Origin of the sequence: Pseudomonas sp. HLG18, assembly GCF_051903985.1 — a bacterium.
In the GTDB taxonomy this organism is placed as follows: Bacteria; Pseudomonadota; Gammaproteobacteria; order Pseudomonadales; family Pseudomonadaceae; genus Aquipseudomonas; species Aquipseudomonas fluorescens_BT.
This window is the reverse complement of the sequence record NZ_CP195831.1, coordinates 946,384-963,256: the sequence shown is the minus strand read 5'-3', so window position 1 is coordinate 963,256 and position 16,873 is coordinate 946,384. Positions and strand designations below refer to the sequence as shown.

Here is a 16,873-nt window from a genome sequence, read left to right as displayed (position 1 = left end):
CGCCTTAGGCGCCCGAGTGGTGTTTGCGGTTACGAAGCAGGTTTCAGGACATGGCTACTGATTCAACGAACTCGCCGAGCATTTCTTCAGCCTCGGACAGGAAAGTTTCATCCCGCGGGATCTGGAAATGCCCGCAGTCCAGCCATTCGCCACCCATGCCCGGCTGTTCGAGTTGCGCCGCCAGTTCGACCGCCTCCTCTTCCCGGCCCAGTGTCCACCAGCAAACCGGGTGCACCGCCAGCGGCGGACAGCGGTCGAGCTGCAGCGACAGCTGTTTGAGCCGGCGCGCCACACTGAACACATGGGCCAGTTCATCGGCCCCCAGCGCGACGTAGGTCGAAGCCCCACTTTCGGCGCCCATGGCGGCGTTGAACACTGCGCGCAGGTTCTGCGTAGTTTCCTCGCCGTCGATGGCCACGTTCGCGGCGTCCGGCAAAGTGACCCGCAGGAAGTCACGCAGATCGGCTCGCCAGTCATCCACGGCCCCGGCATTGATGGCCGCCGACGCCACGAAGCTGTCCACCAGACCGACGAACTTCACTGGCTGCCCTTCCCGCTCAAGCTGCGCCGCCATCAGCATCGCCAGCGTACCGCCGAGCGACCAGCCCAACAGGTGATACGGCCCCTGCGGCTGTTTCTCGCGAATCTGCGCCACGTAATCACTCGCCATGCTTTGCAGCGACGTATCGCTGAAGGCCGGGTCGAGCAACATCCGCGACTGGATCGCCAACACCTGGCGCTGACCACTCAAGCGACGGGCCAGCGGCTCGTAGTCGAACACCGTGCCGAAACCGGCATGGATGCAGAACAACGGCGCCCGGCCCTTGACCTCGGCGTTCATTGCCAGCAGCCCGGAGGCCTTCTCGGCAGCCCCCTGAACACTGGCCACCAGTTCGGCGATGCTCGGTTTCTGCATCAGGTCGCGCAGTTTCAGGCTCAGGCCCTGGGACTTGAGCCCACGGCTGCGGGCGACCACCTGCAGGCTGAGGATCGAGTCGCCGCCCAGTTCGAAGAAGTTATCGGTCAAGCCGACGCGTTCGATCTTCAACACCTCCTGCCAGATCTTCGCCAGAGCTTTTTCCAGTTCGGTGCGCGGGGCCACGTAATCCTGACGCTGTTCCGCGTCCGGATCCGGCAAGGCCTTGCGGTCGAGTTTGCCGTTCGGCGTCAGCGGCATGCGCTCGAGCAACATCAGGTGCGCAGGCACCATGTAGTCCGGCAGGCTGGCCTTGAGCTGTTCGCGCAAGCGTTCGCACAGACCGTCCACCGACGCATCGGCACCGGCCAGCACATAGCCGAGCAGTTGTTTGCCGCTGACGCCTTCGCGAGCGACCACGGCGGCATCGCGCACGCCCGGTTGTTGCTTGAGGCGTGCTTCGACTTCGCCCAGCTCGATCCGGAAACCGCGGATCTTCACCTGATGGTCGATCCGGCCGAGGTAGTCGACCGTGCCATCGGCGCGCTGGCGCACCAGGTCACCGGTGCGATACAGACGGCTGCCATCGGCGCTGAAGGGGTTCGCCACGAAGCGCTCGGCGGTACCGCCGGCGCGTCCCAGATAACCACGGGCCAGCGCGCCACCGAGGTACAACTCGCCGGCAATGCCGACCGGCAGACGGTTGAGATCGCTGTCGAGCACGTAACCGCAACGCTCGCCGACCACGCTGCCGATCGGCGCGTAGGCAGCGCCGCAGACATCCTCGGCACCGGCCTTCCAGATCAGCGGCGTGACCACGGTTTCGGTCGGGCCGTAGCCGTTGATGATGTAGCGCGGCTTGAGCGCACGCTTGGCCAGTTCGAAACTCGCCACCGGCACCGCATCGCCACCGAAGCAGTAGATCCGCACCGGCGGTGGGTTGCCGTGTTGCTCGGCGTGTTCGGCCAGTTGTTGCAGGTACACAGGCGGGAATGCCGCCACGGTCACGCCGTGCTGATGCATGGCGTTGCAGGTCTGCTCGGCCGTCCACAGGCTGTCGTCACGGATCAGCAGGCGCGCGCCGTGGGTCAGGGTGGTCAGCCAGCGCTCGTGAGCGCCGTCGAACGCGAACGACATGAAGTGCAATTCGCAATCAGCCGCGCTCATTTCATAACGCTGACCGATCGCCTCGCAGTGCATCGCCAGCGGCCCGTGAGCCACACCGACGCCTTTCGGCAGCCCGGTGGATCCGGAGGTGTAGATCACGTAAGCGAGGTTGCCCGGTTCGACCGAAACCTGCGGCGCAGTCTCCGGCCGGGCGCTGAGGTCCAGTCGATCCAGTTCCAGCACATGCAGGTTGTCCTGAGGCGGCATCACCTGACGCAGGCTCGAATCGCTGAGCAGCAGCGCGATACCGGAATCGCGCATCAGATAACTCAAACGCTCGCGAGGATAAGTCGCGTCCAGCGGCACGTAGGCACCGCCGGCCTTGAGCACCGCCAGCAGCGCGACAATCATGTTCTCGCTGCGCGGCAACGCCACGCCGACCCGCACTTCCGGACCGACGCCCTCGGCGATCAGCGCATGGGCCAGACGATTGGCCCGAGCCTCGATCTGGCCGTAGCTGAACGCCTGATCATTGAAAACCACGGCAGTCTGCTCGCTGCGCTGCGCGGCCCACTGAGCAATGCGCTGATGCACCGCCACCGCTGGCGGCTGCACGGCAACCGCCGTCGAATCCGCGACATTCGCAGTCGGCAGACCGATGCGGCCCAGCGGTTGCGCAGCGTCCTCGGTGAGTGCGGTCAGCAGCCCTTCCATATTGCTGCGGATGCCTTCGACGGTCGCCCGGTCGAAATGCTCGCGCAGGAACATGTACTCGATCACCAGGCCATCTTCGAGCGTGACCATCAGGTCCATCGGGAAGTTGGTCAGGCCGGCGCTGGCGCTCTCGCCAAACTTCAGCGAGTCGTCGCGCCACTCGCGCAACGCCTGATCGATCGGGTGGTTCTCGAACACGATGATGCTGTCGAACAGCGACTGCCCGGTCCGCCCGGCCCAGCGCTGAACGTCGGACAGAGGCGTGTATTCGCGCTCGCGCATTTCCAGGTTGAAGTCCTGCAAGTCGCGCAGCCACTGGCCGACCGCCTGTTCGGCCGGCACGTCCTTGATCACCGGCAAGGTGTTGATGAACAGACCGAGGATCGACTCCGACGCCGGCAAACTTGCCGGACGCCCCGCCACCGTGGCGCCGAACGCCACGCAGCGCTGGCCGCTGTAACGGCTCAGCAGCATCAGCCACGCCCCCTGCACCAGCGTGTTGAGGGTGATCTGCTGGGACTGGGCGAAGGCTTTGAGCTGTTCGGTGCGGGTTTCGCCCAGACGGCTGTACAGCGCTTCGTGACCGCGACCTTCGCCGGTGCGCGCCACGGCGTCGGCAAGATAAGTCGGCTCGTCGAGCAGGCTCAAATGTTCACGCCAGAAACCTTCGCTGGCATTGGCATCCTGCTGTTGCAGCCAGTTGATGTAGCGACGGTACGGCACCGCTTCGGCGAGTGGCTGGCCGGAATACTGGCTCAGAACTTCGCCGATCAGCTGCGAACTGCTCCAGCCGTCGATCAGGATGTGGTGATAGGTCCAGATCAGCTGATAGCTGCCCTCGCCCACTTGCACCAGCGTCAGGCGTTGCAGCGGCGGACGGTCGAGGTCGAAACCCTTGGCCCGTTCACTGGCGGCCAGTGCCTGCAAGGCTTGTTCCGAGTGATCCTGATCGCGCCAGTCGAGCAGGCTCACCGGCAGTTGCGGATCGGCGAGCACGAATTGCAGCGGCTCGGCCATGTCCTGCCAGAGGAAACCGGTGCGCAGAATGTCGTGACGGCGGCTCACCGCTTCCCACGCCGCCTTGAAGCGCGCCGGCTCCAGGCCCTGCACCGGAATGCTCACCTGGTTGATGTAGAGGTCGGCCTCCGGCGAGTTCAGGCCGAGGAACAGCATGCCCTGCTGCATCGGCGACAAGCGGTACAACCCGTCCAGTTGCCCTTCCGGCAGTGGCAGCTCGGCAATCTGCGCCTCGCTCAGACCGTGCAACGGCATGTCGACCAAAACGGCTACCGGTGCCTGAGTGCCTTCGGTGGCTTGGGCACGCGCGGCCAGTTGCTGGATGGTCGGCTGCTGGAACAGGTCTTTCGGGCTCAGCTCGATGCCTTGTTGACGGGCGCGGCTGACCACCTGAATCGAGATGATCGAATCGCCGCCCAACGCAAAGAAACTGTCGGTGGTGCTGATCCGCTCAAGGCCCAGCACGTCTTTCCAGATGTCCACCAGCGTCTGTTCGATGGCACTGGCCGGTTCGACGTGTTGCTGCGCAGCCGAGAACGCCAGCGCCGGCAAACGCTTGCGGTCGAGTTTGCCGTTGGGGCTCAGCGGCATCTGCGCCAGCCACATCCGGTGCGCCGGCACCATGTAATCCGGCAGGCTTGCGCCCAGCCAGGTCGACAGGCTGTCGTGCAGTTCATTGCGCACGGCGTCCGGAGCATCGACGGTCGCCGGATCGCTCGGCACCAGGTACGCCACCAGTTGCTGGCTGCCCAGCACATCACGGGCAACCACCACCGCTTCCCGCACGGCGGCGTGCTCCATCAGCCGCGCTTCGATTTCACCCAGCTCGATCCGCAGACCGCGCAGTTTGACCTGATGGTCGATGCGCCCGACGTACTCGATCACGCCGTCGGCGCGGTAGCGTGCCAGGTCACCGGTGCGGTACATCCGCTCGCCGGCCGCGAACGGGTTGGCGACAAAACGCTCGGCGCTCAGCCCCGGACGACGGTGATAACCACGGGCCAGACCGATGCCACCGAGGTACAGCTCGCCAGCCACACCCACCGGCAGCGGATTGAGGCCGCTGTCGAGAATGAAGGTCGACAGATTGGCAATCGGCTGACCGATCGGCACGCCGTCGCGGCCTTCGTCGCGACAGGTCCAGTGGGTCACGTCGATGGCCGCTTCGGTCGGGCCGTACAGGTTGAACAGACCGGCCTGCGGCAGTCTGGCGAACACCTGCACCTGCGCATCCACCGGCAGCGCTTCACCGCTGCAGACAATGCGTTTCAGACCGGTGCAGCTCGACACGTTGGCGTCTTGCAGGAAGGCCTGCAGCATCGACGGCACAAAGTGCAGCGTGGTGACGCGTTCGGCATTGATCAGCGCGATCAGTTTCGCCGGATCGCGGTGGTCGCCCGGTGCCGCGACGACCAGCCGGGCGCCGGTCATCAGCGGCCAGAAGAACTCCCACACCGACACGTCGAAGCTGAACGGGGTTTTCTGCAACACGGTGTCACTGGCGTCCAGACCATAGGCCTGCTGCATCCACATCAGGCGGTTGGTCAGGGCGCGATGGGCGTTGCCTGCGCCTTTCGGCAGACCGGTGGAACCGGAGGTGTAGATCACATACGCAAGGTTGCTGGCGTCGTATTCGACCTGCGGATTGTGCGTCGGCCACTCGGCGAAGTCCGCACCGGACGGCTCCAGGCACAGGGTCTGTACGCCGTCGGGAATCGGCAGGCTGGCCAGCAGGTGCGGCTGGGTCAGCAACTGGCCGATGCCGCTGTCGGCGATCATGTAGCTCAGGCGATCACGCGGGTACTCCGGGTCCAACGGCACATAGGCGCCGCCGGCCTTGAGAATCGCCAGCAGGCCGATGACCATTTCCAGGCTGCGCTCGACCGCAATTCCGACCAGCCCATCCGGGCCGACGCCACGGGCGATCAAGCCATGGGCCAACTGATTGGCGCGGGCGTTGAGCTGCGCGTAGCTCAGCGTCTGACCGGCGAACACCAGCGCCGGCGCGTCCGGGGTGCGCAGGGCCTGGGCTTCGATCAGCGTGTGCACACCTTGCTCCAGCGGATAGTCGATGCCGGTGGCGTTCCACTGCTCGACCATCAAGCAGCGGTCGGCGGTGTCGAGCAAGTCCAACGCGCCGAGCATGGCATTGCCCGACTGCACCATTTGCTGCAACAGGTTGTGCAGTTGCGCACTCAATTGCTCGATCACCGAATCGGTGAACTGCCCGCGCTGGTAGCTGTAGTGCAGCGACAGTTCATCGCTGACATTCACCGCCAGAGTCAGCGGGTAGTTGGTCTGCTCGTGGTTGTTGACCTCGCCAAAGCGCAACGCCTGTGGCGCGCCCTCTTCCAGGGCCTGGGACACGGGATAGTTCTCGAACACCAGAATGTTGTCGAACAACGCTTCACCGCTCTGCCCGGCCCAGCGCTGGATGTCGAACAGCGGCGTGTGTTCGTGTTCACGCAGGCCGATGTTCTGCGCCTGCACGTTCTGCAACCACTGGCCGACGCTGGAGTCCGAACGCGGGCTGGCGATCACCGGCAAGGTGTTGATGAACAGGCCGATCTGCTGCTCGACGCCCTTGAGCTCGGCCGGACGACCGGCCACGGTGGCGCCGAACGCCACGCTTTCCTGACCGGTCAGGCGCTGCAACAGCAGCAGCCATGCAGCCTGGATCAGGGTGTTGAGCGTGACCTTCTGCTGGCGAGCGAATTCCCCCAGACGCCGGGTCTGTTCGGCGTCGATGAACACGTAACGCTCGCCGTGACCTTCACGGGACTCGTCGCTGCGCTGGGCCTGAATCGCCTGGGCCAGACGGGTCGGCTCCTGCAGGTTGGCCAGTTGCGCGGTCCAGTAGTGTTCGCTGACCTTGACGTCCTGGCGTTGCAGCCATTCGATGTAGTCGCGATAACGCCCGGCCAGTGCCGGCAGGGTTTCCCCGGCATAGCGCTGGAGGACTTCGCCGAGCAACTGCGAATTGCTCCAGCCGTCCATCAGGATGTGGTGGTTGGTGTAGATCAGGTGGCAGCGCTGATCGTCCAGACGCACCACGACCATGCGCAGCAGCGGGCCGTGGCTGAGGTCGAAACCTTGCGCCTGCTCGCTGGCGGCCAACTGATCCAGGGCTGCCGGATCGGCATTACGGTCACGCCAATCGAGCACGCTGAACGGCATCTCCAGATGCTTGTGCACCACTTGCACCGGACGCGCCACCTGGCCTTGCCAGACGAAGCTGGTGCGCAGGATGTCGTGGTTGTCCACCGCTGCCTGCCAGGCCTGCTGGAAGCGCTGCGGGTCGAGGCCTTCGACATCCAGGCGAACCTGGTTGATGTAGTCGCCGGACGTCTGCTCGTACAGGCTGTGGAACAGCATGCCCTGCTGCATCGCCGACAGCGGATAGATGTCGGCAATCTGCGAGGCCGGCAGCGGCAGGCTGTCGAGTTGTGCCTGGGTCAGGCCGGCCAGCGGGAAGTCCGACGGGGTCAGGCCTTCCACGTCCGGGGTCAGGCAGTGGCCAATCAGCGCGGCGAGTTCATCGGCGTAGTCGCGAGCCAGCGCCTCAATGGTGGCGCTGTCGAAGCGTTCTTCGCTGAAGGTCCAGCCGACACTCAGTTCACCGCCGTAGACCTGACCGTTGAGGGTCAGCCAGTTACCCAGCGGCGCATCCGGGCTTTGTTCCAGGCCGGCATTGTCCGGCGCGGGGGCGAACAGCGCGCCGTCATCGGCTTCGAAACTGCCGTCGAACTGGCCGAGGTAGTTGAAGGTGATACGCGGGGTCGGCAACGCCTTCAAGCTGCGCTGCACATCGGCATCACCAAGGTGACGCAGCGCACCGAAACCGATGCCCTTATTCGGGATCGAGCGCAGTTGTTCCTTGATCTGCTTGATCGACTCCCCCGCGCCTTCGGCCGGGGTCAGGCGCACCGGGAACAGGCTGGTGAACCAGCCCACGGTGCGGGTCAGGTCGACGCCGTCGAACAGCTCTTCGCGACCGTGACCTTCCAGTTGAATCAGCGTCGACGTCTGCCCGCTCCAGCGCCCGATCACTCGGGCCAGCGCGGTCAGCAGCAGGTCGTTGACCTGGGTGCGATAGGCCGCCGGGGCTTCTTGCAACAGCTGCCGGGTCAGCTCCGCGCCGAGGCGGGTCTGCACGGTTTGCGCCAGACGGTTCTGCTGGCCGGCGTCGAGACGCTTGCACGGCAGATCGGTGCTGACATCGCTCAGGCAGGCCTGCCAGTACGCCAGTTCTTCCTGCAACGCCGGGCTGTTGGCGTAACGCTGCAAGTGTTCGCTCCAGTCCTTGAAGGCACTGGTCTTGGCCGGCAGGTCCAGGGTCTGACCGCTGTTGGCTTGTTGATACGCGGTTCGCAGGTCTTCCAGCAGAATCCGCCACGACACGCCGTCCACCGCCAGGTGATGGATCACCAGCAACAGGCGTTGCGTGCCGTCAGCCAGATTCGCCAGCACCGCACGCAGCAACGGGCCGTTCTGCAGGTCGAGGCTGCGCTGGGCGCGATTGCCCAAGGCTTCAAGATCCGCGATGTCGGCAATGTCTTCCTGCCAGAGCAGGTCTTGCGGCAACGCATCGACCGACAGGTGTTCGGCCTGCCAGACGCTGCCCTGCTGGCTGAAACTCAGGCGCAAGGCATCGTGATGGATGACCAGCGCACGCACCGCTTGCTCGACCTTTTCGGCCGCCAGCGGCTGACGTGGCTTGAGCAGCACCGACTGGTTCCAATGGTGACGCTCGGGGATGTCGTCCTCGAAGAACTGCTGCTGAATCGGCAACAGCAACGCCGGGCCGGTAACCGGTTGCTGATCGATGGTCGATTCGCTGTCACCCATCTGCGCAACCAGCGCCAGACGCTGGATAGTCTGGTGCTGGAACAGGTCTTTGGGGTTCAGACGGATGCCGGCCTGACGGGCGCGGCTGACCACTTGAATCGAGATGATCGAATCGCCGCCCAGCTCGAAGAAGTTGTCGGTCAGACCCACGCGCTCCAGCTTCAACACGTCCTGCCAGATCTCGGCCAGACGCTGTTCCAGTTCGCTTTGCGGTGCTTGATAGGCCTGCTGCGCCTGACTCGCATCCGCAGACGGCAAGGCACTGCGGTTGAGTTTGCCGTTGGCGGTCAATGGCAGTTGTTCGAGCAACAGCAAGTGCGCCGGGATCATGTGATCCGGCAGGTTTTCCTTGAGCGCGGCCCGCACGTTGTCACGCCACTGGCCCTGTTCGGCAGCGTCGGCGGCGAGCAAGGCGGCCTCGCTCGGCACCAGGTACGCCACCAGTTGCTGACCGCTGAGGCCCGGCTGCGCCAGCACCACGGCCTGACGCACGGCTGCTTGTTCGAGCAACTGCGCTTCGATCTCGCCGAGTTCGATGCGGAAGCCGCGAATCTTCACTTGATGGTCAATCCGGCCGACGTATTCGATCACGCCGTCGGCGCGATAACGCGCCAGGTCACCGGTGCGGTACAGACGCCCGCCATCGGCGGCAAACGGATCGGGAATGAAGCGCAGCGTGGTCAAGTCAGGACGGTTCAGATACCCCCGGGCCAGACCGGCGCGGCCGACGTACAGCTCACCGATGCAACCCTTGGCCACCGGGTTCAGGTCGCCGTCGAGCAAATACCAGGACAAGTCCGGAATCGGCTCGCCGATCGGGCTGCTGGCGTCGCGTTGCAGGTCGGCCAGGGAGATCGGCCGGTAGGTCACGTGGACCGTGGTTTCGGTGATGCCGTACATGTTGATCAGTTGCGGGGCCCGGTCGCCGAAGCGCTCGAACCACGGCCGCAGACTCTTGACCTCCAGCGCCTCGCCGCCGAACACCACGTAGCGCAGGGACGGTTGCGCCGCCGCGTGTGCCGGGGCACACGCCACTTGCATCAGTTGCTTGAACGCCGACGGCGTCTGGTTGAGAACGGTGATGCCTTCACGGCACAGCAAGGTGTAGAAATCTTCCGGCGAACGGCTGGTCTCGTACGGCACCACCACCAGTTTGCCGCCGTACAGCAGCGCACCGAAAATCTCCCAGACCGAGAAGTCGAACGCGTAGGAATGGAACAGGCTCCAGACATCCTGCGGGCCGAAATCGAACCAGGCATCGGTGGCCTTGAACAGACGCAGCACGTTGTGATGGGCGAGCAAGGTGCCTTTCGGCTGGCCGGTGGAACCGGAGGTGTAGATCACGTAAGCCAGGTTGTCCGGGCTCATGCGCACCTGCGGGTTGCTGTCGCTGTAGCGTTCGAGGCCGTCGCCTTCCTGATCGAGCATCACGCTGCGCACCGAGTCCGGCACTGGCAGACGGCCGAGCAGATGACTCTGGGTCAGCAGCAGGCTGATGCCGCTGTCACCGATCATGTAGGCCAGACGATCTTCCGGATACGTCGGGTCGAGCGGCACATAAGCCCCGCCAGCCTTGAGAATCGCCAGCAGCCCGACGAGCATTTCCAGGCTGCGCTCCACCGCCAGACCGACGCGCACGTCCGGCCCGACACCGCTGGCAATCAGCTTGTGGGCCAACGGGTTGGCGCGGCTGTTGAGCTCGCCATAGCTCAGGGTCTGTTCGCCATAGGTCACGGCCACCGCTTGCGGCGCACGCTCGGCCTGAGCTTCGATCAGTTGATGCAGGCACGCCTCGCTCGGGAAATCGGCCACGGCCGGGTTCCATTGCAACAGCGTGGCCTGACGTTCGGCCGCCTCATGCAATGGCAGTTCGGCGATGCGCTGAGCGCAATCGGCGACGATGCCGTGCAGCAGATTCGTCCAGTGTTGCGCCAGACGCTCCATGGTCACTGCGTCGAACAAGTCGGTGGCGTAAGTCAGTTCGGCCCAGACGTTGTCCGTCGACTCGAAGGTGTCGAGGGTCAGGTCGAACTGCGCGGTATGCGACACCCAGCTCAGGCCTTCGATCTCGATCTTCGGCAGACGCGTCGCGCCCTGCGCCTGACGGGTCTGACTCTGGTGGTTGTGCAGCACCTGGAACAGCGGACTGTGGCTCAGGCTGCGTTCCGGTTGCAGCGCATCGACCAGTTGCTCGAACGGCAGGTCCTGGTGGGCCTGGGCACCGAGTACGGTGTTCTTCACTTGCTGCAACAGGCTGCGGAAGGTCTGCTGGCTGTCGAACTCAGTCTTCAGCACCTGGGTGTTGACGAAGAAGCCGATCAGGCCTTCGGTCTCGACCCGGTTACGGTTGGCCACCGGCACACCGACGCGAATGTCGGCCTGGCCGCTGTAGCGATGCAGAAGAGTCTGGAACGACGCCAGCAGCAGCGCGAACAGGGTGACGTTTTCCCGCTGTGCGACCTGTTTGAGGCCGGCGGCCAGTTCGGCGCTCAGCGGGATGTCCTGACGCGCGCCCCGGTAGCTTTGCTCCGGCGGACGCGGACGGTCGGTCGGCAGTTCCAGCAACGGCTGATCGCCGTCGCCCAGTTGCGCGGTCCAGTAACTCAGTTGACGTTCGCGCTCACCGGCGTTCATCCACTGGCGCTGCCACACCGCATAGTCGGCGTACTGTACAGGCAATGCCGGCAGCTGCGCGGTCTTGCCTTCGCTGTGGGCGGCATACAACGCCACCAGCTCGTTGACCATGATCCCCATCGACCAGCCATCGGACACGATGTGGTGCAAGGTGATGATCAGCGCGTGGTCATCGGCCGCCAGGCGCAGCAGTTTGACCCGCAGCAGCGGGCCTTTCTGCAAGTCGAACAGGTGCAGGGTTTCGGCAGCGACCAAGGCTTGCAACGCGGCATCATCGAGCTCGCCGTCGATGCTTTCGACCGCGATGTTCAGCGCTGCCTGAGCCTGGATCACTTGCAGGGTCTGGCCCTGCTCTTCGACAAAGCAGGTACGCAGGGATTCGTGGCGGGCAATCAGCGCATCGAAGCTGCGCTGCAACGCCGGCAGGTCCAGTTCACCGCGCAGGCGCAATGCGGCCGGCACATGGTAGGCGGTGCTGGTCGGCTCCAGCTGCCAGAGGAACCACTGACGTTCCTGAGCGTAGGACAGCGTCAGCGGTTGCTGACGCGGCAACGCAACAATCGGCGGCTCCTGCTGCACCTGCTCGACGCCGAGGGCGGCGACGAAATCCACCAGCGTGCTGTGTTCGAACAGGGTGCGCAGCGGCACTTGCACGTTGAGCGCCTCACGCACCCGCGAAACGACCTGAGTCACCAGCAGCGAATGGCCGCCGAGTTCGAAGAAGTTGTCGCCCAGGCCCACCTGCTCCAGTTTCAACACGGTTTTCCAGATTTCGGCGACGGTGTGCTGGGTGGCGGTCTGCGGCGCGATGTAGGTCGATTGCAACTGGCTCGCGTCGGGGGCCGGCAAGGCCTTGCGGTCGACTTTGCCGTTGGGGGTCAGCGGCAGTTGCGTGAGAAACAGCAGGTGCGCCGGCACCATGTACTCCGGCAATTCAGCCTTGAGGCTGGTCTTGAGCGCAGCGCGCAACGCGGCTTCACCGTCGGCATCCAGCACCTCGCCGGACGTCGGCACCACGTAGCCCACCAGTTGCGGGCCGGTCGGGCCGTCCTGGGCGACCACTACCGTTTCGCGCACGCTGTCGAGCGCCAGCAGGCGCGCTTCGATTTCGCCCAGTTCGATGCGAAACCCCCGGATTTTCACCTGATGGTCGATCCGGCCGATGTATTCGATCACGCCTTCGGCACGGTAACGGGTCAGGTCGCCGGTGCGATACAGACGCTCGCCGCTGGTCGAGAACGGGTCCGGCACAAAGCGTTCGGCGGTCAGCGCAGGACGCTGGAAATAACCCCGCGCCAGACCGTCGCCGCCGATCAGCAGCTCGCCCGGCGCGCCGAGCGGATTGAGTTCCAGATCACTGCCGAGAATGTACAGCGCGGTGTTGTCGATCGGTTTGCCGAGGAACGGACGGCTGTTGTCCACGCTCAACGGATGCAGCGCCGACCAGATCGTGGTTTCGGTCGGGCCGTAGAGGTTCCAGACCTTCGGCGAGCGCTCCAGCATGCGTTGCGCCAGCTCCTGAGGCAGCGCTTCACCGCCACACAGGAAAGTGCGGCCGTCGAGAATCCCGGCGTGTTCGTGGTCCAGCAGCATGCGCCAGGTCGAAGGCGTGGCTTGCAGTATGGTCACGCCGTGGCGGTCGATCAGTTCGAGCACTGCTTGCGGGTCCTGATGCACATCCTTGCCGGTCAGCACCACGGCGGCGCCGGCCAGCAGCGGGCCGTAGATTTCCAGGCCGAAAATGTCGAACGAGAACGTGGTCAGCGACAGCATGCGATCCGCCGCAGCGATGCCCGGTTGCCCGACCATGCTTGCGACGAAGTTGCTCAGGGCTGCGTGGCGGACCATCACGCCCTTAGGCTTGCCGGTCGAGCCCGAGGTGTAAATCGTGTAGGCCAGATGCTCGCCGTTCACTGCCACGTCAGGCACGGTGGTCGGGTACGCCGCCAGCCAGTCCTGCGACTGATCCAGCAACGCCGTGGCAAGACCGGCCGGGATTGGAAGCAACGTCTGCAAGTGCGCTTGGGTCAACAGCAATTCGATGCCGCTGTCCTCGATCATGTAGGCCAGGCGGTCTTGCGGATACGCCGGGTCCAGCGGCACATAAGCGCCGCCGACCTTGAGGATTGCCAGCAGGCCGACGATCATTTCGACGCTGCGCTCGACGGCGATGCCGACCAGTCGATCCGGACCGACGCCCAGCTCCATCAGCTTGTGCGCGAGCTGGTTGGCGCGGGCGTTCAACTGACCGTAAGTCAGTTGGTCTTCGCCGATGATCAACGCGGTAGCCTCAGGCGTCTGCGCGGCTTGCAGGGCAATGCGTTGCTGCACACAGGGCGCCGGCGCGGCGTGATCGACCACGCGTTTCCAGTCCTGCAACAGCACTTGATGTTCGGTGGTTTCCAGCAGCGGCAGTTCGCCGACACGCTGATTCGGCGCGGCGACGATGCCGTGCAGCAGGTTCAGCCAATGGCGCGCCAGACGCTCGATGGTTTGCGGCTTGAACAGGTCGGTGGCGTAGGTCAGTTCCGCCGCCACGCCTTCACTGGATTCGTAGGTGCCTAGGGTCAGGTCGAACTGCGCGGTGCGGCCTTCCCAGACGATATCCTCGACACTCAGTTGCGGTAGTTGCACCTCGCTCTGACGCTGGGTCTGGTCGTTGACCGCCTGGTGGTTGTACATCACCTGGAACACCGGGCTGTGGCTCAGGCTGCGTTCCGGTTGCAGGGCTTCGATCAGTTGCTCGAACGGCAGGTCCTGATGGGCCTGGGCGGCCATCGCCGATTGCTTGACCTGGGCCAGCAATTGATTGAACGGCAGTTGTCCGTGGACGTCCGCGCTCAGCACCTGGGTGTTGACGAAGAAGCCGATCAAGCCTTCGGTTTCCACCCGGTTGCGGTTGGCGGTCGGCACGCCGACGCGGATCTGCGACTGGCCGCTGTAGCGGTGCAGCAAGGCCTGAAACGACGCCAGCAGCACCATGAACAGACTCGCGCCTTCGCGCTGGGCCAGTTGCTTGAGGGCCTCGCCCAGTGCCGCCGGCAGGTTCAGATCGAGGCGCGCGCCACGGAAGCTTTGCACCGCCGGACGCGGGTGATCGATCGGCAATTCCAGCACCGGCTGTTCGCCGCCGAGGGTGTCGATCCAGTATTTCAGCTGCCGCTCACGCTCGCCGGCCTCCAGCCAGTGGCGCTGCCAGATCGCGTAGTCGGCGTATTGCACCTCCAGCGGCGGCAGGCTCAGGGACTGGCCGCCGGTGTCGGCGGCGTAATGTTTGATCAGCTCGCCGACCAGCACTTGCATCGACCAGCCATCGGAGATGATGTGGTGCTGGATCAGCGCCAGCACGTGATCGTCTTCGCCAACCTTGAGCAACGACACCCGCAGCAACGGGCCCTGTTGCAGGTTGAACGGGCGTGCGGTTTCGTTTTCGACGAAAGCCTTGATCGCGGTGTCAGCGTCCTGACCGGGCGCCAGCGTCTCGACCGTGATGTTCAACGGCATCTGCCCGTGAACCTTCTGACAGAAGGTTTCACCTTGCTCGACGAACGTGGTGCGCAGGCTTTCATGGCGGGCGATCACCGCGTTGAAACTGCGCTCCAGCGCCGCGACATCCAGTCGGCCCTTCAACCGCAGGGCGCTGGGAATGTGGTACGCGGTGCTGTGCGGGTCCATCTGCCACAGGAACAACTGGCGTTCCTGGGCGTAGGACAGCGGGATCGCCTCGAAGCTTGAGCGAGTTTCCGGAATCGGCAGGTTCGCCGGCGAGACGCCCTCTTCGAGCATCTTTTCCAGGTAGAGCTTACGTTTGTCCAGCGGCAGAGTGATAAAGCGCTTGGCAATCCTCAAAGCAACACTCGTGTCCATCAGAACTCCTCCATATCGTCAAGCAGGGCTTCCAGCTTGTTCAGTTTCTGTTCGTTGATTGCCCCGCCTCCTGTATCGAGTCGAGCGACAAAGTCGCCGAGGACGGGGTGCTGGAATAGCAGTTGCGGCGTCAGCGCCAGGCCCAGTTCCAGGGCGATGCGCGACACGACATTGACCGCCAGCAGCGAGTGCCCGCCGAGTTCGAAGAAGTGATCGTTCAGACCGATGCGTTCCACGGTGAGCACTTGCTGCCAGATTGCCGCGACCTGCTGCTCAAGCTCCGATTGCGGCGCGACATACGCGGCCTGCATCTGGCTGGCATCCACCGCCGGCAGCGCCTTGCGGTCGAGCTTGCCGTTGGGGGTCAGGGGCAACTGCTCAAGGAACAGCAGGTGCGCGGGAATCATGTAGTCAGGTAACGAAGACTTGAGGCCAGTCTTTAGTCCGTCACGCAGTTGTCGTTGCGCTTGCCCGTCGTACACGTCCAGTTGTGGGGCGACCACGTAAGCCACCAGTTGTGCGCCGCCCTCGGCCTCGACGGCCAGCACGGCCGCCTCGCTGATGCCCGGTTGCGCCAGCAGGCGCGCTTCGATTTCGCCGAGTTCGATCCGGAAACCACGGATTTTCACCTGATGGTCGATCCGGCCCATGTACTCCAGCTCGCCGTCCTCGCGCTGACGAATCAGGTCGCCGGTGCGGTAGAGACGCTCGCCATTGCGGGCGAAAGGATTGGGCACAAACTTCTCGGCAGTCATCGCCGCTTTGCCCAGGTAGCCACGCGTGACGCCGGCGCCCGACAAGTACAACTCGGCCGACACCCCGTGCGGCACCGCTTGCAGATCGGCATCGAGCAAGTGGCTGGCGGAGTGATCCAGCGCCCGGCCGATCCGCGCCTGACCACCGGCGGTGCGGCGGGTCCAGGTCGAGTAAGTGGTGTCTTCCGACGGGCCATACAGGTCGTAGACGTGTTCAATGTTCGGCTGCTGATACAACGCGTCCACCAGCCCTTGCTTGAGCGGCTCGCCCGCCAGGTTGATGATCCGCACGCCCGGCGGAATCTGCCCGGCACGCTGCAACGCGTTGATCGCCGACGGCACGGTGTTGATCAGGCGCACCTGATCCCGCGCCGGCAGTTGCGGCAGTTCCAGCGCATTGCGGGCGATGATCAGCGAGCCGCCGTTGGCCAGGGTCACAAACAGCTCCCACACCGACAGGTCGAAGCACACCGAGGTCGAGGCCAGCACGCCTTGAATGTCTTCGCGGCGGTAGACCTTGGCCGACCAGTCGATCAGCGCCATGACGTTGCGATGGGCAATCGCCACGCCTTTCGGCTTGCCGGTGGAACCGGAGGTGTAGATCACGTAGGCGAGGTTGTCCGGCGTCACCGCAGTTTGCGGTGCCTGAGCCGGATAGCCATCCAGCGCGATCTGATCCAGCAGCAACACTTGCGTGTCGAACGGCACGGTCAGTGTTGCCGCCAGTTCTTGCTCAGTCAGCAGCACTCGCGCACGGCTGTCTTCGAGCATGTAGGCCACACGGTCGGCCGGGTAGTCCGGATCCAGCGGTACGTAGGCGCCACCGGCCTTGAGCACCGCCAGCAGTGCAACCAGCAACTGCCCGGAACGCGGCAACGCCACGCCCACCCGCACTTCCGGGCCGACGCCGAGTTCAATCAGTTTATGCGCCAGGCGGTTGGCCCGGGCGTCCAGTTCAGCGTAGGTCAGCTGCGTGTCGGCGAAGGTCACGGCCAGCGCATCCGGGGTCGCGGCG

1 protein-coding gene and 1 pseudogene are annotated in these 16,873 nt (G+C 64.5%); both read right to left on the bottom strand.

Annotated elements, in window-relative coordinates; all coding sequences use genetic code 11:
* Positions 1–43: 43 nt before the first annotated feature.
* On the bottom strand, positions 44–15,103 hold the full coding sequence (locus tag ACSPX5_RS04430) for a non-ribosomal peptide synthase/polyketide synthase (protein ID WP_439821013.1): 15,060 nt from the start codon (positions 15,101–15,103) through the stop codon (positions 44–46).
* Positions 15,103–16,836 (bottom strand): annotated as a pseudogene (locus ACSPX5_RS04425) (amino acid adenylation domain-containing protein); the annotation flags it as partial. The gene ACSPX5_RS04430 and the pseudogene ACSPX5_RS04425, both read right to left, overlap by 1 nt.
* Between the last annotated feature and the right edge of the window lie 37 nt (positions 16,837–16,873).

What these genes read in the sequence shown, in the direction of transcription:
- ACSPX5_RS04430 (WP_439821013.1), bottom strand. Translation starts at nt 15,103, where the DNA reads ATGGACACGAGTGTTGCTTTGAGGATTGCCAAGCGCTTTATCACTCTG.